Origin of the sequence: Spiroplasma endosymbiont of Sarcophaga variegata (genome assembly GCF_965178695.1) — a bacterium.
Lineage (GTDB): Bacteria > Bacillota_I > Bacilli_A > Mycoplasmatales > Mycoplasmataceae > Spiroplasma > Spiroplasma poulsonii.
This window is the reverse complement of record NZ_CBCXVU010000001.1, coordinates 50,369-74,061: the sequence shown is the minus strand read 5'-3', so window position 1 is coordinate 74,061 and position 23,693 is coordinate 50,369. Positions and strand designations below refer to the sequence as shown.

The following is a 23,693-nucleotide window of genomic DNA, read 5'->3' as shown; positions in this document are numbered from 1 at the left end:
CATTTTACATAATTCCATCAAAAGAAACTCGATCAGATGCTGAAACTTGACTAATACTTGCAACACAACGGCTAATCATTTTACCTTGTGGTTTTAGCTTACAAAAAACTTTAATTTTATTTGCTATCTTAAAATTCAAATTTTGACATGCTTGATAAACCTTACTAGCTGCTGCTGTATCAATAATTTTTAGTTTAAAAGACTCTCATTCTTTATCTAACTTCACTTGCTGATAATTAATTCGTAATTTATCAACTTGAACTTCATCTTTATATAAAATAATATCTTCGTTATTAGCATCATAACAATATTCTGAACCTAAATCAGAAAAACATAATTGTAAATAATCAATTTCAAAAAGATTAACTTGCATCATTTCACCATTGTTCCTTTTTATATTATTTTAACCTTATCATAAAAATTAAGCCCATGCAATTATCTGCTTTAAAATAACCTTATTTTTGTTGTGATAAATAAAGTTTAATTTGAGCCCCTTTTTGCCGAATATTTTTTAAAAAAGTTCGCTTTCCTAGAAATCGGACCGCCCCACCAATTGTTTGTTCTTTTTGAATTCGTTGTAAATATGTAACTCGCGTGCGGTTTGGTTTGATTTTTTCAAACCGAAAAATTGTTCAATAAGTATCTTGGTCAACTTTTGTTTGTAAACTATAGATTTTGTTACGGACATATTCGTTACATTAATAACTTTGGCCAGTACTTTTATCGTGTAACATAAGATCTTGCTTTAAGTTATCTAACGGTAGTTTTTCGCGCATCGTTAATAATGATAATGTAACAATTTTTTTAAATAGTGGGTCAATTGCTTCAAAGACATCAAAAGTATAATGTCCCTCACAAAGACGGTGAACTTCGTCAAAATTATTATAATATTTTCGATCTAAACTATTCGTATTAGCGGCTGTTTTTCAAATTCCCATCCGTTACTTGACACCTCCAGTTATGTTTTCTTTATTTTACGATTCTTTTTTGCTAATTGTTTTGCATTTTTTTTATCTTTTCGTGCTTGACGATATTTTACTACTAATTCATTATGTAAAGTTTTTCATTCCTTATGATAACGTTCTTTTAAAACACGACGATCTTGGAGATTCGGACTCTGTTTTAATTCCGCACGTTGTTGCAAACGCAATGCTTTTGCTTGTGGTTCAGCATAATTACGACCCGTAAACAAGAATTGAATTCGACCTAAATAATTAAGAGAAACAGCAGTATCATTATTTTTGGCAATTTTATTTGCAATTAAAATAAACGGAATGTAAAGGACAGCCATTAAAATTAAATTTGAGAGGGCTAAAATAATTCCCTTCCAACTTCCCGTTGTAATGAAAGCACCAACTCCTACCGGCGCCACTCACGGAATTAATAATGCTGCGCCTGGCACGACCCCTGTTGAAATTCAAAATCATGTTCAAATCACAATTAAACATGGCCCAATAATTGCTGGAATAGCCATTACTGGGTTTAAGATTAAGGGATACGCAAAGGTTACTAGTTCATTAATGTTAAAGATTCCTGGCGCAATTGAACTTTTTGAGATAGTTCGTGCTTGTTTATCACGCCCCATAATTAGAGTAATAAGTAATAACCCTAAGGACATTCCTCATCCCCCTAAAAAGATAAAGCCATCAAAAAATCCTTGTGAAAAAATAAATGGTAAACTTTGACTAGCTTTAAAAGCAATTGAATTTTGTACTGTTGCATATAACCAAACTGGGGCAAAAATTCCATTCATAATGTTTGTCCCATGTAAACCAAAGAACCAAAAGAATGATACAAATAAAATATATAATAAGGCAAATCCTAGTCCCACATCGGGATTAGACGCAGCGTTCATAAAAGGATATGTAAAAAATTTATAAATTAAAGTAACTAATGTTAATGCTTTAAAATTTAAATTAAAAGCACTATATTCTGAATTTGTTGCAATGTCATTCAATGGTCCAAATTGTCCTCACATTGAATCAGCAGTCATTGTTAAATATTCAATCTTTTTCACTAATGCAATTTGAGCATCAGTTAAAGGTTCTAAAGTTCCATTTAATAGTTGAAACATTTCCCCTTCCGTATTTCGAAAAATTCCTGCAAAATCAGATTGTTTAGTAAATTGTGCATTAAATTGATCAATCACCGTATATTCAATTGGTGCTCAAATTAATAACTGTGATACGATCCCAAATAAAAAAGTTGTAATAATCATTGGTAATAATTTTGCAAAAACATGACCAACGGCGGGGGGAACATTTTTTGGCATCCTAATTGCTAACCGATTATTGCGTTGTAGAAAAATAAATAATTCCGCACTTAAAAAGGCAATAATAATGCCAGAAAACAACCCTTCTGCTCCCATAAATTTATGCGCAAATTCTCAACCACCAATCCCTGCTCCCGCGACAATAAAAGTGGCAAAATAAACAATTCCATCCATAATTGCTGGGTCTTGACCACGACGTTTTCCTAATAAATAACCAATTAGAAAAACAATATATAACGTCATCACCATTAAGGAAGCATTTCAAATTACCCCATTAACAGATTTTAACGCTTCAAGGGCATTCACAGCATTAGGCAAAAAAACAATGTTATCACCATCAAAACCATTATGCATTTTACTTCAATACAATTTATTTGGTTTTGTCCTCACTGATTCTCCCATAATTAAATCATCTCCTTTCTCAAATTATAAATTTAATTTTTGTAACGCAAAAGATAAGACTTTGTCACCATCACCCATCCCATAATCCATTTGATCAATTACAAAAACCGGAATTTAATATTTAATTGTTTTGTTAAAACGATCTAATTCATAACGAACTTGTGGTCCTAATAATAAAATGCTAGATTCTTGCCAACGATGAATTGCCTCAATGGTTGGAATTGCTAAAACAGTTATCTCACAATCTAGCTTTTTCGCTGCTTCTTCCATTCGTTGGACCAAAATTGATGTACTCATCCCGGCGGAACAAGCCAACATAATAATTGGTTTTGCATCCATTATTTTGGTTTCCTTTCTCTAAATTTTATTATTTTAAATGATTATAAAGAGTAAATAGTTGCTAATTCCAAGCTTTTCTACTTTTAGTTTATCACAGTTTTTGTTATAACAAAAAAAACGGAAAGTTCAATCCGTTCCAAAAAAATTTTTTTCTTACTTTTTATTAATAAGTTGGTCATTAATCAAAACAATAAATTTATCAAAACTAACAGTTGTTTGTTCTTCTTGACCATAAATCCGATATGTAATTAATTTTTGATCACGTTCTTGATCACCAATAACAATTTGATATGGGATTTTTGCTACTTGTGCTTCACGAATTTTATAACTTAACCGTTCATCGCGATCATCAATACTTGTTCGTAATTTTAGTTTTTTAAATTGTTGGTGTAGTTCTTCAGCGTATGCTAAATGATGTTGATTATTAACAGGCATTAAAACAATTTGTTTTGGTGCTAGTCAAAATGGCAAGACCCCTTTTGATTGTTCTAATAAAATTGCAATGAAACGTTCATAAGTACCAATTAAACCACGATGTAACATTACTGGCATTGCTTTTTCCCCATTTGAGTCAATATAACTTAACTTAAATTTTTGGGGTAGTAAAAAATCAAATTGCAATGTTGAAACAGTAATTTCATGGTTTAAAGCTGTTTTAATTTGAACATCTAATTTTGGACCATAAAAAGCCGCTTCACCAACCATTCGAACATATGGGGTTTTTAAATCATCTAAAGCTTCTTGTAACATTTGCTCAGCATGATTTCACATTTGATCATCATCATAATATTTTTCCTTATTAGCTGGGTCTCGTAATGATAACGAATAATAATCAACACTAATATTTAAAGTTGTTAAAACTTCACTAATTAACTTAAAACAACGTTTAAATTCTTCTTTTAACTGGTCATGACGAAGAAAAATATGTGAATCAGTTAATTGCATCATTCGCACCCGTTCTAGTCCTGTTAAACTCCCCGATGTTTCATAACGGTGTAAAATGGCATGTTCGGCAATTCGAAGGGGCAAATCACGATAACTACGTTGTTTATAATTATAAACAGCAATATGATGGGGACAAGCCATTGGTCGTAAAACACTAATTTCATTATCTTGTGACATTGGCGCAAACATATTTTCCTGATAATGATCTCAGTGCCCAGAAATCTTATACATTTCACTTGTCCCAATAACAGGAGTATCAACTTCAATAAAATCATATTCTCATTCTTTTTCCCGAATATATTCTTGTAACACTTTTTTTAAAACCATACCATTTGGTAATCAAATTGGTAACCCTGGTCCAACTAACTGATCAAAAGTAAAAATTTCAAGGTCTTTGCCAATTTTACGATGATCACGCTCTTTTCGTTCTTGATAAGTAAGCATTAATTGTTCAAATAGTTCACGAGAAAAATGAGCACCACCAGTAATTCGTTGCAACATTTTATTTTTAGCATCATCTTTTCAATATGCTCCAGCTAAGGCTCATAATTTAAAAACTTTAATATTTTTAGGCGGAACAACGGGATAATTATTTGATAAATATAATTGTTCAGCCACAAAGTAAGCACATTGTTCAGCAACCGCTTGGTCACTCATTGTTGCTAAGAAGTATTCATTATTTTGATATCATTTTTTTGCATCTGCTCCTGACCCACAAACAGAATTAATTGTAATATTATTATTAATTAATTTTGTTATTTCTGCTTCAATAGCACTAATATCAGTTTCTTTTAGATGTGGTTCAACATCAATATCAACGAAAAAAGTATCATCTTGGTAAGCAATTTGTGCAATACGAACCGTTGGATATAAATTAGTAATTGCTTTTGCAGTTATTAACCCTGCGGTATAATTAATCATTGATAATGCTAACGGTGATTTATCCGTAATAATTTCTAATGTGCCATCGGTTGTTATCAAATAATCTAAATGACAAACTTTGTTAGCAAAGACTCCTCCTAAGGCTGCTTTCCCCAAACTTGGTGCAATACTAGTTGCAATTGCTTGAATTGTTTGTGGTTCTGCTAATTCACGCACCTGACCATCAGGTAAAGTAATTTTAATCATTTTGTATCTTCCTTTCTAAAAGAAAAACTCGCTCCCAATATTATTCCTTAATAACACTAGGAGCGAGTTTTTCACGGTACCATCCTAATTAAATTAGGTTTAAACCTAATTTATCTTTCACACTTAATAACGAAAAGTGCTTAAACGTAAACATTATTGTTGCTAGTAATTTAACTATTCTTTTGTTAAGCTTCCATCATCCTTAACTTGCTGGAAAAAGAAGTGTCGTTAAACTATGGTCAACTTGTTTAATTTATTTAATTGTAATTTCTTTAATTTCTTCATTACGAGCAAATAAGATTGTTGAACCAACTTTTGCTCCTCATTTTTTTGCAACTTCGCAAATTGCTTGATCATTAGTTTTAAACTCATCATAATTATCAACTTTGTTCATAAAAATTGAATGTCATACTCCAAAAGCGGTATATAACGCTGGAATTGGAGTAACTCCTAAAATTATAACATTGGGACGGAATTTTGAAATTGTTTTCAATAGTTCGCCCGTATTTGAAACAACCACTGCATATTCATATTTACCATCTTTAGCTTTATTTGCTAATTTTTTAGCAATTTCAGCTCGTGGTCCAGATGTTGAACGGGTCGCATCTTCTAATTGTTTATCATAGTATAATTTTGAATAAAACTCATGTTCAGCACGTTTATTAATTAAAGCCATTGTGCCAACAGTAATAAAGGGATAGTCACCATTTGCTGATTCTCCTGATAACATCGTTGCATCAGACCCTAATTCTGTTGCAAAGTAAACATCAGTTACTTCCGCTCTTGTTGGCGAAGGGTTTTCTGTCATTGTTTCTAACATTTGTGTTGCTACAATTACAATTTTTCCTGCTTCACGACATTTACGAATAATGATTTTTTCTCAATATGGAACATCATAATAAGGAATCTCTAATCCTAAGTCTCCCCGTGCCACCATAATTCCGTCTGCAGCAGCAATAATTTCATCAATATTATTAATTCCAATTTGTGATTCAATCTTCGCAATAATTTGAATGTGCTCCACACTACATTCTTTTAATAGTTTTCGAATTTCTTTGATATTTGCTGCTGTATTAACAAATGAAGCAGCAATATAATCAATTCCTTGTTCCACTCCAAATTTAATATCATTAATATCTTTTTCGGCTAAAAACGGTAGGGTAAAATCAACCCCTGGTAAATTAATTCTTTTATTTGTTTTAACAATGTGATGATTAAATGCTTTTGTTTCAATTAAGCCTAGTTTAATTGCAATAACATTTAATTGTAATTTCCCATCATCAACTAACACCACATCCCCAACTTTTAAATCTTGGGACATATCATAAGAAACTGTCATTTCAGTTCCCGTTCCCTCACGGGTTTGATATTCATTTGGTAATGAATAAATCGTGACAGTTGCTCCAGCAAGAATTTCTTGTTTTCCATCTTTCACTATTCCAACACGAATTTCTGGTCCTTTCGTATCTAATAAAACTGAAATTGGTTTTCCAATTTTTGCACTAACTTCTTTTGCTCAAACAATTCGTGCCCCTTGTTCTTCATGATCTCCATGTGAAAAGTTTAACCGAATCGTATTCATCCCCACTTTGAACAATTCTTCAATCGCCCCCGCTGAATGCGTACTTGGTCCTATTGTTGTAATAATCTTTGTTCGTTTTATTTTCTCATTAATATTAAAGTTATCCATTCTTTTGACAATCTCCTTCTAAAAAATATCTTACCACCTTATTTTATCGCAAAATTATGATTTTTGATAAATATTCTGATTTAATTCATCAAATTGTGCTCAGATTTTTTTGCGTGAATAACGCGGGATACTTAATGCTTCCATAATTGGTCGTGCCACAATTTGATCACCTTGATTTCCAATTGCTAAACCACCACGTCCAGCAATAATTTGTTCAACAGCAAATTGAGCCATTTGAAAAGCACGATAACGTTCCATTGCGGTTGGAATTCCCCCCCGTTGAGTATGTCCTAAGACTGTGGCACGTGTTACATAACCACTTTTCTGTTCCACTAATTTTGCTAATTCATGAACGTCAGGATAAATCATCTCACTAACAACAACAACAACACTACGTTTTTGAGCTTTGTGTAGTGCCGCAACACGATTAGCAATTTCATCAGCTTTTAAAGCTGCTTCATTAATTGAGATTAAATCAGCACCCCCAGCAATTCCAGCATATAAGGCAATATCACCACAAGCATGACCCATTACTTCAACAATTGCACAACGATTATGTGATTGCATTGTGTCACGTAAACGATCAATTGCTTCAACAACAATATTAATTGCTGTATCAAACCCAATCGTGTAATCTGACGAAGTAATGTCATTATCAATCGTACCTGGTAAAGCAACACAATTAATACCCATTTCTGTTAAACGTTGTGCACCTTGATAACTACCATCCCCACCAATAACAACTAATGCTTCAATTCCTTGTTGTTTTAAATTAGCAACAGCTTTTTCCCGTACTGCTGGTTCTTTAAACTCTGGTAACCGTGCGCTCCCAATAACAGTACCACCTAATCGCATAATACTATCCGCAAAATTATTATCGACAAGTTCAATTCAATTATTGACCAAGCCTAAATAACCATCTCGAATAATATAAGTTTCTAAGCCTTTTGCGTGTGCTGTTTTAATTACTCCCGCAATTGCAGCATTCATACCTTGCGAATCGCCTCCAGATGTTAGAATTCCAATTTTTTTCAACATATTGATACTCCTTTTCTTTTTTTCATCTTGGGAATTATGTAAAATGAAGTGCAACAAATCTTATTAGTCAAATAATACAATAAAAATCATAAAAAATCAATTATAAATTTTTAAAAATCAAAATATTTATAGTTTTTATTTTATTTTAAGGAAAATTAAGCACACTAAAAAATAATTTATTAAATTACTTCAAATAAACCTATTTAAAATTATCTGAAAATACCTCTTTTGCTGTTTTTCAATTAAGAACAGGCCTTAATTTATCATTTATAACATTAACTACTCAATTTATTTTTTGTTGACTAACATTATTAAAATCAGTTCCCTTAGGAAATCATTGTCTAAGTTCAGAATTCATATATTCAATTAATGGTTTTTGTTGTGGTTTACCGGGGTCACAAAAATAAACTTGTGTTTCAGCAAATATTTCTAATTCTCTTCATTTACTAAATTCTTTTCCTCTATCAGTTATTATTCCTTTAATTTTCCCAAATAAATTATTACTTATAACAATATCTTTAAACTTTTCCACAACTTCATTAGCAGTATGATTTTTTAATTTCATAACAAAATAACTTTTACTATTTTGTTCAACTAAAACCAAATTACTAGATTGATGCTCTTTTCCAACTATGGTATCCATTTCAAATCAACCAACATCTGTTTCTTTATTTTCAATATCTCATATTGATTTAAATCTTTCATCTAATTTCCCACGATTATCAGGTCTTTTCTTTTTTCTATTTATTCTACCACCATTTAATAAATTTTTCTTTAACAAACCCAAAAGACCTAAAAAAATTCATTTATAAAATGTTTTAAGACAGGCAGGAAATTTGATACCGAATTTTATTAAAAATCGCTGAATAATTTCTGCTGGTGAATCACCCAAAATATTAAATCGTAAATTTAAAAATTATTGTTGTTCTTCTGTAAATGTAGGTATTTTTTTAATACACTTTTGTCGTTTTTTATAATAATCATCATGTGCCTCACGGGCATTATAATCTTCTATATTTGTAAATCTATTAATTTCTCTTTTAACAGTATTAATATCTCTTCCTGTTTGTCTTGATATTTCAGATAAATTAAGTGTGCCATTTTTCTTTTTGCAACTATCAGATAAAAATAAATCCTTAAAAAATCTTCGTTCATCATATTTTACATGTGTATAATCTTTCATTACTCTATATTTCCTCCAATTCTTTTATAAAAATAGTTATACATTAAATTTATAAAAAAGATAAATTTTCACATTTTTTTAAATTAAAATTATTCTTTAATTTTGTCGAAAACTCTTGATATTTATAAAATATACCTAAAATTAGGTATATTTTTAATATATAGAGGTAAATAAATGATGAAAAAAATAATTACAGAATTAATAAATAGCTTAACAGATGATCAATTTTTAGAATTTTATGAAAAAATAAAACAACAAGCAGACTTAATTAAAAAACAAAAACGTTTAAATGAAATTGATCAAAAATTTAGAGATAAAGGCATTATATGTCCTAATTGCAAATCTTTTCATTGTGTTAAAAATGGTCATAATTCCGAAGGAAAACAAAAATATTTATGTAAAAAATGTCGTGCTAGTTTTGATGCATTTCGTCATCATTTTACTTATTGAAGTCATTTAAATTATGAACAGTGAAATTTATTAATTCAAATTTCATTGTTAGGACAATCTAGTAAAATAATTTCTCGTTTTATTAAAACAACCCCAAAAACCGCTTGATATAATCGACAAAAATTAATGCAATCAAAACAATTAGAAAATACACAGTTAAAATTTAAAAAATTAAATGGTCAAATCCAAATGGATGAAACATTTATTAAAGAAATTCATAAAGGCAATTTTAAAGATAAATTTGATAAACGAAAAACTCATCTCGATCCATTTTCAACTGATACCAAATGCTGTATTCAAATGGCGGTTGATAGCAATAATAATATTTTTGTTCAATCCACCAATACCAAAAGATTACAAAAACAATGGATTATTGAAAATATGAATAAGCAACTAATTAAAGAAAAATCAATAATTATTTCTGATATGCAACCACTATATTTATTAGTAGCAAAACAAACAAATTCTACTCTATATTCCACCAAAACTAGTACAAACCCTGATACTAGTTATCAAAAGTTAAATAAGATTAGTAAATTACAATCCAGTCTTAAAGAAGCCTTAATTCATTATCATGGTTTGGGTTTCACTAATATTCAAAATTATTTAAAGCTCTGAAAATGAAAATACCAACACAAAGGTTTAACACCAAACCAACAATCAACGGTATTATATTTTAACGTTTAAAAAATTTAAAGCAAAATCATAATCTTACACAAAATTAGTTTTCAAATTGTCATATTGATGATTTTTTTTATTTCATCAAGAGTTTTCGACAAAATTAAAGAAATTATTGACAAATATATTATTAATTATATAATTATATTGTAACAAGCTCCAATTTATCTCTATATGCTTGTATACTAAAATAAAAAGTAAAGTAATTTACTTTTTTTTTTATTTTGATGTAAAATATAAATAATAAAAAAAGAACAAATATTATATTAAGTTCTTTGATATATTGATACAGTTTTATAGGTTTTATTACTCTTTTATTTAATCATATTCATTAAATAATAGCAATTTTAATATGCAAAAAGGAGTAAAAAATGAAAGAATTTAATCCAAAAACAGCAAGTTTGGCGACTTTTTATCGTAAAATAGAGCAATTTTGAGAAAATAAATCACCTAATAAACCATATACTTTGAATGATTTAACCAATGAATTCAATCTTTCTCGCAAGTGAAGATATGATACTTATGCGAGCGAAAAGATAGTTCCTTTACTTGAAAAACAAGTTGATAGAATTGAAAGTGAAATAATTAAATTTATGATGAAATCACCTGATGGTGCTAAATTATATTGACAACGAGCATTTAATTATAAATATTCACTGCAAGAAAAACAGTTAGAACAAGAATTAAACTTAAATAATCAACAACCAATAATTGTTAATTTACAAACTGATATTAGAGATATTAAAAAAGAAAGTGATAATAATGCTTAATCATTTTACTTATTTGTTAGAAACTCCTTATTGGTTATTGCAAAATAGTAGTATTGGTAATAAATATCCATTTGCTAAAAAATATGAGTTGGTTAATGAAATTAATCAAATTGGAACACGATATAGTGGTAAGACTATTTCAAATATTAAAATGTTTGGTGAATTATTAAAAATTAGTTTATTAATTAAAGAACCAATTTGTATCATTGCTAGTATGTATTGAAGTAAAGATTTAAAAGATAGTGTATTTCAAAATATATGAAATATGTTAGATGAAAATCATATTCCTTATACTATTAATTTATCAAATTTTACTTTTACTTTATCAAATGGTAGCAAAATATATTGTAAAGGTTTACATTCACCAAGTCGTAAAGAAAAATTAAAAGCTTTTGCTGATTTGAATAAATATAAATTAGTTATTGATTGAAGAGAAGAATGTGACCAATTTCAACAAAAAGATTTAAGTGATTTAGAGTTTGCTATTCGTGGTTATCAAAATAAAATAACAATTAATACATGTAATCCTGAGAGTTTAAAACGATATATTGTTGGTTATTGTAATGAATTAATGTCTTTTGATGAAGAAATAATGCGTAGTAAATATGAACAAATAAAATATATTGAAAAATGAAATATGAAGATTATTATTCATTATTCTAGTTGAAGACTTAATTATGAATTACCACAAGATAAAGTTAATGAACAATTAAGATTAGAGAAGTTAGATATTGAAAGAGCAAGAGTTTGGAGTTGAGGTTTACCAGGTAATACTAGTGGTTCAATCTTTGCAAGATATCTTGATATTATGCAAGCAACAGATATTATTCAACCAACTAAGTTATTAGGTGGTGTTGACTTAGCAAACTCTACTAGTCCTAAGGGACATACAACAGCAGCGAGTTTTTGAATATATAATTCATTTGATAAAAAAGCCTATAAAGTAGCAGAATATACTCATTCAAATGCTATACAGCAATTTAAAGGACCATTAGAACAAGTTAAAGATATTTTAGAGTTTTACAACAATCAATTAAATCAATATTTTAATTTAATTCAGCAAGGTATATCAATTAATGTTGATGATAGTGCTTATGCAACATTAGAAAGTTTAAACCGAGAGAAATACAATTATACTTTTGGTCAATACATGCATTTTAAACCAGCACAAAAGCAGAAATTTAAAATACGACACCGTATTGAAGCATTTACTATGTTAATAAATACTAATCAATTAAAATGATTATGAGAAAAATGTCCTGTAAGTAAAACCCAATATGAATTAATTCAATGAGAAGATAAACCTGATGCTAGAGAAGAACGAATGTTAGATTTATATGATGATACATTTGATAGTGATTTTTATGCTTTACACTTTGAATTAGTACCAATGGTTAAACATAATAGTTCAGCAGATTATAAATTATGACAACAAAGGGAGTGAATAACTTAATGAAAAAAGATATTTATGTAATACATGATGAACGTGTAATAAATGCAAAAAGACCATATATGTCTGTTTGTGGACAAGTTAAAAAAAGACTTTGTCAAGAATTAAATAAAGATAATATCGCAATATGTAATTTAAATTTATATAACGAATATATTAATAAATATCAAAAAGTTAAAGTATGTGTACAAGTTTTAGCAAATGAACCAAATTTATTAACAGTAAATATTATTAATTATGCACTTATTTTAAAATTAAAGGAGCAAAATAACAATGAATAATACTTTCCATAGTTTACCAAACTTAAATGATATTAATAGTGTTTTAAAATTTTATAATTATGATTGAACTATTAATTTAGCCAATATTATTGCTCATCATCAAATGCGATTAGTTAATGGTAAAGATATTTTATTTAAGTCTCATCGTAAAGACATTTTAGAAAAATTAAATTGATGATATGAAACTTATAAAATAAAAGAAAAATTAGATAAAAATGAATTAACAGCAAGTTTAATGGGCAAAACTATTTTTGGTTTATTAGAAACATCAGATGGCAATATTGATTTATGAATTAATCCTTTTAACTTTACATCTCGTGTAAGTAAAATAAACGAAATTGAACAAGGTGCTGATATTTGATTAAATTATCATCAATCAGATAGTGGTTTTATTTTAAATTTAATTTGTACCAAAGATAAAATAGTTATAAAAGGTTGACCTAAAAATAATGAAGTAGTTGTTGGACAAAGTAAAACACAAATTAAAGATGATGTTAAACCTGTTTTAGTACAAGAATTTAAAAATAAATTAGGCATAGTTCCTTTTTGAGAAATGATTAATGAACCTAACCCCTTATTTTTATCTACATCAACTACATTAAACCCATGGCCTACTATGGCAAATTGTTATAAATTACAATTTGATTTAGAAGATAGTTTTAATATTAAATCAAAAGAAAGATGAGCAAATCGTACTCATTGATATGGAATATTAGATGATGATTTAATGACTGCTTATAACAAAGGTAATAAAAAAGTATTACAAGATGCTTTTGATGATATTTTTATTCAATCAGGTCAATCAGCAGTAGATGGCCAATTATCACAATCTTTACAAGTAGTACAAGGTACACCAACCTTAGAAACATATACTGAAGACCAAAAATCAATTATTGAACAAGTATATTTAGCCTGTCATTTTTCTAGTCCTTTTGGTGATAAATCAGATAATGACCAAAATAAAACACAGTCATTATTAACTAAAACAAAAGATTTAGAAAAACAAGCATATTTACAAGCATATCGTAAGCAATATTATACTAAGATATTTGATACAGTTTTAAAATATTATGGTTTATGAGATGGTGTCGGTGAACGACCTTATGGCTTTGATTTTATTAGTGCAAGTTTAGTTGACCAAATGCGCCAAAATGAATTAATTACTGCTAGATTAGATAATGGCACAATGGAACCAATAAGAGCAATTACTGAATATGATAATATTGATGAATTAGAAGCAACTAAATATTTTGAAAAAGTAGAGGCATGACAAGATAAAATGCAAGTCAAAGAAATAGAACATAATAATAAATTACTAGAATATGATGAAACTGGTAATAATCAAAATGCCTTACAAGGTAGAACAGAAATTAAGGAGAATTAACAAATGCAAAAAATTAGTCCAGCAGCCATGCAATGATTAAGAACGGGAGCCGGTGCTACTGCAATAGATATAAGAGAAAGTATAAAAGAACATAGACATTGAATAGTATTTCCTTTTAATGTTTATAGTTCATATATACCTGATACAGAAACAGGTTGAAAGCCTAATAATGCTAAACCAAGTGATTATGGGAGTTATTCACGCATATTTGATAATATGGAAAGTACGATTGCTCAATGACAAGATAGTTTAAAAATAGTTCAAAAATATAAAGGTGAAGAAATTAATATCTTAACTATTGATGACTTTAAAAATCAACCAGTTAACTCAACAATATGAGCAAATAATGAAACACCTTTCGCTATAAAATTAAAAGATGAAAATAATAATGTTTATTGAAAATTAATTGATGGTGAAAATATTCATGATGTTAATAGAATGATAGAATATTTAAATCAATATAAATTAAGTTATTTTATTAATGATAATAAAGCCGATAATTTTTATACAAAAGAAGTCAAAGTTGGTAAATATTGAGATGCTTATATGGTTGATGATGTAAGTTCTATTAAATTTGGTGATGCCAAATTTGAGCAAGTATTTACTCAACAATCAACTGAAAGACAATATACTTTATTAATTTTAGATGAAGATATTACTAAATTAAATATTAATGATTATTATAATTTTTATACTGTATTCAATGACCGTGGTTTAAATATTGGTGGTGGTGATATTAATTCTGCTCCCCAAGATAGACAATGATTATATCCCTCAAATGTTATTAATTATTATTCAGTAGAAGATGGCGATTTCTTATGACAAGAAATTACTTTTTCAAGTATTAATGACAAAATTAGTAATAGTGGTTTATCAGTGCGACAATTTATTCAAACTAGTGCTCCGGGTGAAGGTTATTGTTTTCCTAAAATAACTTATGATGAAAAGTTAAATAAAGGTATTGTTGAATTAGATGATATTTTATTAAAAGACCCAGGGGTTAGAGCAATGGCAGTTAAATTTTATGGTAACCCTATCTTTTTTGATATGCCTGTTATTGGTCGACCAATTATTAAAGGTGAATTTAATAAAAAAGTTATGAATTCACGAGATTTATTAATGTATAACATGTATCCTGCCCCACCTGATAAAATAAATACTTATGCATCACCCGAAGTAAGTTGATATAACATTCAAGGTATTCAACCAACAATGATAACTGGTTATGAAGATTGAAAAAAAGATATGGAAAGTAGATACGACTTTTGAAAACAAAAAAATAGTGAAGGTATTGTTATAACTGATAAAGCAGGTTCAACAGCAACTAATCCTACGGTTGGCACAACTATTCATAAAGAAGATAATAACTCTAAATTTTATTGGTCTAAAAATTGAATGATTACTCCACCAGATAAAATAAAAGTAAATAATGAAGATGTTAATAATATAATTAGTACCCAAGCATCATCATATTTTAGAAGAAAAGATGAATTTGGTAATACTGTTGGAAGTGTTCAAATTGAATATAATAAAATGGGTAAATGTAATGTTTGAGATATTTTAAATATGAATAATTTTATTAATCGCCAAATAACAGTACTACCTTTAAACTATACGCAAAAATTAGTTTTTAACCCTTTTACTATCCCGGGTGGAGTTGGTAAGTTTTTAAACTTTATTTCATTTGGTATTCCCTGAGGTTGAGTAATTAACCAAGATGAAAAAACTTGACCCAATTTCCAATGATTAAATGGCTTTATGAGTTCTAGTGTTTATAGTTTCTATAATGATGCATTTTGATCTGATAACTCAAAAGGTAAAGGTTATTTACCATTTGAAATATTTAGAGAACAAGGTAATGATAAAGTTGGTGCTATCTTTGGAGCAAATGCCACTAGTTTAGGTTTTACTACTTTATTAACTGATAAAATACAAGGCAATGTTTTAGAAAAAGATGGCAAACCAACTGAACGAATAACTTATTCAACTTATAATTTAAAACAATTAAACCCCAAAACTAATCGTATATATTTAATTAATGAATTAGTAAGAGCAGTAGATGCACAAACACCAGTTAGTGATAGTGAAAAAGATAATGATTGCGAATTATTACAAACACCTGATGGAACAAATTGTAGTTATATTATTGATATGTTTTCAATACAAGCATTATATAAAGGTAATTTTGAAATTATCTTTTATGCTGATAACCCATATACAAATAATGAAGAAGATTATTTACGATTATCAGTATGGAGTTTTCGTGGTAAAACAAAAAGTGTATTAAATAATTATTTACGCGATATGACAACTAATTATAAAACTAGTTTCTTATTACCTCATGATTATGAAATACCAACATTTAATTACCCACAATATGTATTACCACCAATACCATATAATTATCCAGAATATACAAAAGATATTATGCCTTCTGATGTAGTGATACCATTAAAAACTAAAATTACAGCACCAGCACAATGTACTAACAATATGTATAAAATTGGAACAATTAATTATTTTAATTTATTTTCTGATGAATTTAATCAAGGTTATTATGAAACTGAAATTGATTTAAAACAAATTGACCCAACAATTCAAAGTATCAGTAAATTTCAAGATGCTTATAAAACTATTGAAATAAGTAATTTAGGTAATTTACAAGTTGAATGTGGACTACCAAATATAGAAAATTTTATTTTTGATAGAAGTACAAATATTTTAAATGGAACAACAGGCTGTGATTATGTTTTAGGACAATTAAATAATTTTGTTTTTAAAAACGAGGGTCAATCACAATCTAATAAAATTAACTTTGAAAATACAATAACTTTATATACTGATAATATCAAACTAAATGATATTCAAACATTTTCTATTGGATATACCAATAAAAAAACTGATAGTATTACTTCAATATGAAATTTTTATCATTATAGTCAAAATTCCGAATATTACGATGAACAAATGTATTTTGCTATTAAAACATCATCATTTAGTGATGACAATAATATCAAACTTACAGAAACTTATTTACAAGCATACTATACTAATGATGTGAAATTAAAAATTAGATTTTCAAAAGTAATAAAACCGTATTTACTTTTTAATCGTGAAAGTTATAAACCGCCTTATCCAAATATTCAAAAAATGGGTAATGATAAAGATATAACAATAGATATTAATAATCAAAATGTATTGGGTATTAGAAATAATACTACTAGTCCTATTCAAATTACAATTAAACCAAGGTAAGGTAAAAGAAAAAAAGAGATTTAATCTCTTTTTTATTCTCCATTAACTTTTACATTACCATCATTATCAATAATTAAATCAGGTTTTTGTGTAGTTAAATTTCAACGATAAACTGATTTAATTCAGTTTTTTAATGGCGGGAAAGCACCATTTTCAAATTTATTATTCCAAGGTATTATTAATTTTCTTTTACTATCATAGACAGTTAATAATTGATTTGTTTCACCTTTTATGTAGTACATATCTAATGTATCATCATTTAATTTATCAATATTGTATTTTTTTCCTTCTTCTAAATTATTAATATTTTGAAATTTAATAATTCTTCAATCATTATTTTTATTACCACGTCATACTACATAATATCATTTATTATCAACAGTATTAAATGGTTTTTCTTGTGGTGCTGTTCATTCTAAATTGTCTTTAATTTCTTGGTTATTTGTTTTAATTTTGTTTTCTTTTTTTAATTGTGCTAATTCTTCGGGTGTATATTCATGTTGTGGTGTATTACAAGCAACTAAACTGGTTGTACTGGTTCCTATTAAAGTGATTGTTCCTAAAAGACTTAATATTTTTTTCATTTATTTTAAATCTTAACTATTTTTCAACATCTAAAAAAACAGTTGCTTCGCCAGTATAAATTGTTGAGTCACTTGAAAATACTGTAATCCTTTTTTCATTATTATTGTATAAATCATCAATAATATTTTTAATTCCTATCTTAGTTATATCTAATTGAGGATTTTTATCTTTTAAAAAATCTTTAATTTGTTGTTCGGTTAGTAATCCTTTTTCATTATTAATTTTAACTGTTCCTAAAATAGGATTTGAAATAATTTTAGATAATTCATTTATTTTATTTAAATTGTTATTTTCTAAATCTATAATTTTTATTCTATGAACGTTAATAATGTTATTTAAATCTTTTCAACCAAACCTAACAAAAATATCAGTACTACTAAATTCAATAATTGCTGATTGACTAAAATTTAGTCAATTAATTAATATAGCATTATTAGTATTATTTTTTACAAAGTAAACATTTTCATTATTTACAAAATATTTATTGTCTTTACTATCAATGCCTAAAAATCTAATATATTTTTCTTTAATTCCATATATTTTTTCAATTATTGATTTATATTTACCATTTTTTTCTATAGAATAGAAAACATTAACACCGTTATCAGTTTCTGAATTTAAATTATCTGATAAAACAGATTTATCAATTGAATATAAAACTTGTAGTGGTTCACCATAATTAAAAGTTTTATCACTCGAATTTAATGTTGCGCTTGACTCTTTAATATTTGTAATATTAATTTTATTTATATCTATGCTAGGATTTAGTTCTTTTAATTTATCTTTAATTTGTTGTTCTGTTGGCAAATCAGCACCATTAGTTTTAATTACTGCTTGATATCTTTGATTATAATTACTAGCGGCAATTGTTGTTGGGACAGCAGTTCCGCTAATAGTTAATACACTTAATAAACTAAGTAATTTTTTCATACTTGTATTTCTCCTTTTCTTATCTTGAAACTTTTTATCAAGATCTAACTGCATTATATATATATATATATATGTATACAAGCAAAATTATGAATTATGTAATAATTTTATTCTTAAAAATAATGCTTATTACGCGTTTTAATGACTAAATTAGTAATCAAATATATTAAGTTTAGTTATAATATATAAAAAGTATTGTATTAGTAAAATATTAGTATATAATTAAATTATAGGTTTAATCTTTTTCCATAAAAAAGAGTTTATGCTGACTTGTTAATCGGACAAGAATAAAAAAAGAGAGGTTTATAAAATGGCACTTACAAAAGAACAATTAATCGAACAAGGTTTAAGTGAAGAGATTGCTGAAAATATCTTAAATCAGTTTAATAATGAAGCAAAGCAAATTAGAGAAAGTGTGCAAAAACGCGAAGATGTTATATCAAAAGAAGACTTTATTAAATTATCTAATGAATTAGATGAATTAAAAGCTTTTAAAGATGTTCCATCTACTAAAATTGAAGATATTAAAACTAATTTAGATAAAGTTAGTGGTAATTCTTTAAGCGAAAAAATGCAAACTTTAAAAGAATTAAAACCTGATTTGTTTGTTGAAGAACAACTATCAGTTTCACCAACTAATTTTATTAAAGATATGATTGAAAAATCGGTTGAAAATAAAAATGATGAAATTGAAACCATTAAAGAAAAAGGAGCATATACTCCTGATGAAATTAAAAAGTTAACTGATTATACACTTAAAAACCTTAGATAATAAGGGAGTGAAATTATGGCAACAATTAATTTGCCACAAGTACCTTTTACATTAGAAGGTAATACAACAGGTCAAAAAGCCTATGTTGATATGGTTAATGCTTTATTGCGTGGACCTTTATATAATGAATATGCAAGTATTATGCAGTATGCTACTACAACCGCAGAACAAGTTGCTTGATTACCTAATGCAGGACAAGCATTATATAATTTAACACATCGTGTGGTATGACAAGATGATTATTCATTACCAAATGGTGGGACAACGCAAACAATGGGATTAACAAGAATTCCAGTTCCGATTGATAAGAGATTTAATTTAAAATTAATGAATGAGGCTTTTGACTTGGCATTAATAGAACAAAATATTAAAAATGGTGTTATTGCTGATGCTATTTCTAGTGTTGTACAGAATAAATTTGTTAATTTAGAATGTGAATTAATTCAGGCTATTTATGATTATTGCTTAGCAGATGGTCAATATGAAGTAATTCCATTTCGTAGTTATACAGCTGAAAATGCTGATGATGCAAATAAAGCATTCTTTACATTAAATGAAACATTGATTGAATTAACAAATCAAATTAGTAATTTATATTTTGGTTTGCCAACCGATAAAATGTTTATGGTTTTAGGTCGTAGAGCCTATTTAGGATTAACACCAGCGTATTTAAAAGTAATTGGTTCACAAGCTCAATTAAAAGCAATGGTGAATGGTGAATTATATGAAAATACTGCAATGGGAATTCCAGTATCAAAAAGTTTTCATTTAGAAAAAACATATACAAAAGGACAAGTTAACCGTGATAAAGGTTATAATTTTACTAATGTAAATGGTTTAATTATTAATAAACAAGTATGAGCATATCCAATTAATATGGATACTATTCAACAAGTTTTAGATAACGATACTGCTAATCCTAAGTGAATTGGTAAAGTACAATATGCAACACCAACAATTTTATATCCAAAAACATGTAAAATTATTTTAGAAAAACAACCAACAGAAGATGAAATTAATACTGCTAAAAGTAATCTAAATAAAACATTTAGAGTTCCTGTTGATTATGTAATTCCATCATCAAATAAAATTGATATTAGTGGAATTAATAAATTAGATAAACCAACCATTCATGTTGCAGACCCAACAAAAGCAACACCAGAACAGTTAAAACCTCAATTTAAATCTGTTATTTTAAAAGCGGTTAAAGCCGTAGATAGTTCTTTAACTGAAAGTGATTTTGATTACTTTATTGAAAGTAAGGGTGAAGATTGACCAATTGATATTACAAATGATAAAACTGTTGAAGTTCAAATTGAGGGTAAAAACAATGCTACTGGTCAAACAAATCCAATTGATATAGTAATTAAAAATTCTTAATAAACAATGAACTTACTAATTTTACGAGTTTTAACTTTATTAGTATCTAATTTAGAAAATAAACCTTTAATAAGTAAATTTGTAAATTTAATTAATAGAGTTAATCAAGTTCAAAATAAAGTATTAAAGCCAATTAATTATATTACTGATAAATATAATAAAATTACAAATAAAGTTGAAGATATTTATCAGTGATTAAATCCATTTACTTATGTAGATTTAATTAAAAAAGGTCATAAAAAAGAAATACAACAAATATTAAGTCAATTAGAAAAAGATAATAATATTCAAAATAGAGAACAATTTAAAAATGAAAATTATCTAAATACTAATTGACAACCTTTAAATAGTAGTTGACTTGATAGTGGTATATTTAATATTACAAATAAGTTAACTTTAACAGGTAATTTAACTATTTTAATATATACAAAAATAGCAAAACACCCTAAGTTTTATGGACCTTATGTTTATCCTAGTGTTTCAGTTGAAGTTTGAAAATTATTAAGTAATGCTGTTTCTAATGCAGGGACTTTATTTTGGCGTTATTGATTAAGAAAATGGTTACCTAGTCATTTAAGAAATTATATTAAAAAACGATTACCACAAGCATTAAAAGAAAAATATCCCAAAGGAACTACTAAATTAACATTACCAACAGTTCAAAAATTACAACAAATTAAAAAGTTTATTAATAATTTAAAGATTGGACATTTTAATTTTAATTTTGCTGGTGAAATTAATAATAAAAAATGATATCGAGAACGCCGAAGTGATGTTAAAAATATTAAGAATTTATATAAAACACCAGTTAAAAATAAATTTTATCAGGTTAATAAATCTATTAAAGCAATTAATAAAACCAAAAGAAAGGTTAATAGTTATAAACCAAATAATTTAAAAAATAAATATCGTAATCAATTAAGGGGTGTTTTATATGGAAAATAATTTAAGTAATTTGTTATTTATAACAGTTGAAGATGTTAAAGCAAGTAAACTTTGACAACCTATTAATGATCGTAAACAATCTGCTTATAATGATAATTTAATTTATAATGCTATTTTAAAAACTAGTTTATGAATGGATAGATTATCAGGTGGAACAATTTCAGATAAAATTAATAAAAAAGATTTGTTTCCTTGAGTAAAAAAAGATAATACTGGTTTAATTGAATATGATAAATGATTAAGTTATATTCAATCTGCTTGTTTATTAGCAGTTATAAATTGATATTTACCAAAAGGAGTTAATGATTTAACTGGTAGTGCTTCATTTTCACAAGGTGGAGTTGCTTATTCACAAACTAATGACCCAGAAGCAAATGAAAATATTACTCGTGATGTTAAAAATGCTTTAAAATTAGCAGGTGAAATTATTGATATTATATCTAGTAAAACAGTATCTAGACCTTATAATTATAGTTTAGATAATTATGCTCATCCATGAGAAGAAGAATATAAGCATATTAGTAAAAAAACTTTTTATCCAACATTATTATTTTGATTAAAAGAACGATTACAAACTGATAATTCAATAAATATTACTTATCCTACTATTAATGATTTTTCTAAAATTGATTATAATGAGTGTATTAAATTAATAGTTCCCTTTGATAATAATACGATTTATTATGAAAATAATGTCTGAAAAGCAAAACAAAGTAGTGGTACTGATATAAAAATTGATAATAAAACTATCATTAAAAATGATAATGATGAGATTGAAGTTTCAGATTTAAAACAAGATAAATTAATAAGTGGTACAAATATTAAAACTATTAATGGTAATTCATTATTGGGGAATGGTGATATATCTATTAATACTGGTAATGATTGAGAATTAATTAATTATCCAGAAGCAAACGAAAAATTAACATTTAAAATTCCAGATTATGATTTAATAAAATATTACTATAAAATATCAATTTCAATAACAGATTATGCATCTGCTAATAAATTTGTAACATATTATTTTGAAACAATATCACAAAAATCAATATTTTCATTTTTAGCAGATAATTCTTATAAAAGAATAACAATTAAGCAAGATGGCTCAATTTCAAATGATACAAATAATATTGTTATTAAAGATTTAACAATTAAAAGAAAATTAATTTAGAAAGGATTTTTAATTAATGAAACAAAATAAAACAACTTGATTAAAGGGTGCCTTACCTTGAAATTGATTTAAAAAAGACCCTATTCCAACTTATAATTGAAATCATAAAGATATTAGAGAATGAGAAAGAAAATATAAAATTCGTAGTTGAGTAGTTAGTTTTTATACATTGATATTTTTAGCATTAAATTGTTGATTAGAATATGGCATGATTAATGCAATAAAAGATAATATTAATTGATATAATTATGGACAATATTGAGGTAATGGAATTGCTATTTTACTAACACCTTTATTTACATATGGAATTCAAGGTATATTTGTTGCTAGTAGTAAACCAAAAGTAGATATGAAAATTGATATTCCACGATTAAAAATATCTAAAATGGGATTAGTATTTACAATTTTACCTTTAATTACTTTAATAATTTCTTTAATTATTATTTGAATTGATAAATCAAAATGAAAAAAAGACCATTTAAGACATTGTTTGAACTGCCGTATTAATCCGCGTGTTATTCAACCAAGAATATCAAAACAATGAAATAATTTGGATGGTATAACAGAAGAAATATTTAAAAATATGCAAGATGAATATACTAAAAAACAAGAAGAAAATAACAAAGAATTAAATTTAAAATAAAC

General features: G+C 26.9%; 20 protein-coding genes and 1 pseudogene. 11 read left to right on the top strand and 10 right to left on the bottom strand.

Annotated elements, in window-relative coordinates:
* Positions 1-4 precede the first annotated feature (4 nt).
* The 8 genes and pseudogenes from ACOBME_RS00435 to ACOBME_RS00400 form a co-directional block, all read right to left on the bottom strand.
* Complete coding sequence (locus tag ACOBME_RS00435; RefSeq protein WP_338963597.1) at positions 5-376, bottom strand: hypothetical protein; 372 nt, start codon at positions 374-376, stop codon at positions 5-7.
* A gap of 322 nt (positions 377-698) precedes the next feature.
* The gene (locus ACOBME_RS00430; RefSeq protein WP_338963598.1) at positions 699-938 is read right to left on the bottom strand and encodes a hypothetical protein; all 240 of its coding nucleotides are present in this window, start codon (positions 936-938) and stop codon (positions 699-701) included.
* A 20-nt stretch (positions 939-958) separates the two neighbouring features.
* Entirely contained in the window at positions 959-2,674 is a 1,716-nt protein-coding gene (locus ACOBME_RS00425) for a PTS transporter subunit EIIC (protein WP_419333911.1), read from the bottom strand.
* 114 nt (positions 2,675-2,788) lie between these two features.
* Positions 2,789-3,013 carry a PTS sugar transporter subunit IIB gene (locus ACOBME_RS00420; RefSeq protein WP_338963601.1) on the bottom strand — a complete coding sequence of 75 codons (225 nt, stop codon included), beginning with the start codon at positions 3,011-3,013 and terminating at the stop codon, positions 2,789-2,791.
* Between the two features lie 153 nt (positions 3,014-3,166).
* A complete protein-coding gene (thrS, locus tag ACOBME_RS00415) occupies positions 3,167-5,086 on the bottom strand; it encodes a threonine--tRNA ligase (RefSeq protein WP_338963602.1) in 1,920 nt (639 codons plus the stop codon).
* A 253-nt stretch (positions 5,087-5,339) separates the two neighbouring features.
* Positions 5,340-6,776, bottom strand: coding sequence for a pyruvate kinase (gene pyk, locus ACOBME_RS00410; RefSeq protein WP_419333906.1), 1,437 nt, complete (start codon positions 6,774-6,776; stop codon positions 5,340-5,342).
* Positions 6,777-6,830: 54 nt separating this feature from the next.
* Positions 6,831-7,814, bottom strand: coding sequence for a 6-phosphofructokinase (gene pfkA, locus ACOBME_RS00405; protein ID WP_419333903.1), 984 nt, complete (start codon positions 7,812-7,814; stop codon positions 6,831-6,833).
* A 199-nt stretch (positions 7,815-8,013) separates the two neighbouring features.
* Positions 8,014-8,997: pseudogene (locus ACOBME_RS00400) on the bottom strand (IS30 family transposase).
* Positions 8,998-9,171: 174 nt separating this feature from the next.
* Between ACOBME_RS00400 and ACOBME_RS00395 the strand changes: the two are divergent.
* The 6 genes from ACOBME_RS00395 (at position 9,172) to ACOBME_RS00370 (ending at position 17,265) form a co-directional block, all read left to right on the top strand.
* A complete protein-coding gene (locus tag ACOBME_RS00395) occupies positions 9,172-10,134 on the top strand; it encodes an IS1/IS1595 family N-terminal zinc-binding domain-containing protein (protein ID WP_338963247.1) in 963 nt (320 codons plus the stop codon).
* A 362-nt stretch (positions 10,135-10,496) separates the two neighbouring features.
* Entirely contained in the window at positions 10,497-10,895 is a 399-nt protein-coding gene (locus ACOBME_RS00390) for a hypothetical protein (RefSeq protein ID WP_338963605.1), read from the top strand.
* The gene (locus ACOBME_RS00385; RefSeq protein WP_338963606.1) at positions 10,888-12,348 is read left to right on the top strand and encodes a PBSX family phage terminase large subunit; all 1,461 of its coding nucleotides are present in this window, start codon (positions 10,888-10,890) and stop codon (positions 12,346-12,348) included. The genes ACOBME_RS00390 and ACOBME_RS00385 overlap by 8 nt, the downstream gene beginning before the upstream one ends.
* Positions 12,348-12,626, top strand: coding sequence for a hypothetical protein (locus ACOBME_RS00380; RefSeq protein ID WP_338963607.1), 279 nt, complete (start codon positions 12,348-12,350; stop codon positions 12,624-12,626). The genes ACOBME_RS00385 and ACOBME_RS00380 overlap by 1 nt, the downstream gene beginning before the upstream one ends.
* Positions 12,619-14,010 (top strand): hypothetical protein, encoded by a 1,392-nt coding sequence (locus ACOBME_RS00375; protein WP_419333901.1) that lies wholly within the window; start codon positions 12,619-12,621, stop codon positions 14,008-14,010. The genes ACOBME_RS00380 and ACOBME_RS00375 overlap by 8 nt, the downstream gene beginning before the upstream one ends.
* 3 nt (positions 14,011-14,013) lie before the next feature.
* Entirely contained in the window at positions 14,014-17,265 is a 3,252-nt protein-coding gene (locus ACOBME_RS00370) for a hypothetical protein (protein WP_419333898.1), read from the top strand.
* 32 nt (positions 17,266-17,297) lie between these two features.
* Here ACOBME_RS00370 and ACOBME_RS00365 read toward each other — a convergent pair whose 3' ends face one another.
* Positions 17,298-17,849 (bottom strand): lipoprotein, encoded by a 552-nt coding sequence (locus ACOBME_RS00365; RefSeq protein WP_338963610.1) that lies wholly within the window; start codon positions 17,847-17,849, stop codon positions 17,298-17,300.
* A gap of 16 nt (positions 17,850-17,865) precedes the next feature.
* A complete protein-coding gene (locus ACOBME_RS00360) occupies positions 17,866-18,780 on the bottom strand; it encodes a hypothetical protein (RefSeq protein ID WP_338963611.1) in 915 nt (304 codons plus the stop codon).
* Positions 18,781-19,090: 310 nt separating this feature from the next.
* Between ACOBME_RS00360 and ACOBME_RS00355 the strand changes: the two genes are divergently transcribed.
* The 5 genes from ACOBME_RS00355 to ACOBME_RS00335 are packed head-to-tail and all read left to right on the top strand — an operon-like array spanning position 19,091 to position 23,691.
* On the top strand, positions 19,091-19,552 hold the full coding sequence (locus ACOBME_RS00355) for a hypothetical protein (protein WP_338963612.1): 462 nt from the start codon (positions 19,091-19,093) through the stop codon (positions 19,550-19,552).
* 15 nt (positions 19,553-19,567) lie between these two features.
* On the top strand, positions 19,568-20,932 hold the full coding sequence (locus tag ACOBME_RS00350) for a hypothetical protein (protein WP_338963613.1): 1,365 nt from the start codon (positions 19,568-19,570) through the stop codon (positions 20,930-20,932).
* 6 nt (positions 20,933-20,938) lie between these two features.
* Complete coding sequence (locus ACOBME_RS00345; RefSeq protein ID WP_338963614.1) at positions 20,939-21,877, top strand: hypothetical protein; 939 nt, start codon at positions 20,939-20,941, stop codon at positions 21,875-21,877.
* A complete protein-coding gene (locus tag ACOBME_RS00340) occupies positions 21,867-23,048 on the top strand; it encodes a hypothetical protein (RefSeq protein WP_338963396.1) in 1,182 nt (393 codons plus the stop codon). The genes ACOBME_RS00345 and ACOBME_RS00340 overlap by 11 nt, the downstream gene beginning before the upstream one ends.
* Before the next feature lie 16 nt (positions 23,049-23,064).
* Positions 23,065-23,691 (top strand): hypothetical protein, encoded by a 627-nt coding sequence (locus ACOBME_RS00335; protein WP_338963398.1) that lies wholly within the window; start codon positions 23,065-23,067, stop codon positions 23,689-23,691.
* The last annotated feature ends 2 nt before the right edge of the window (positions 23,692-23,693 follow it).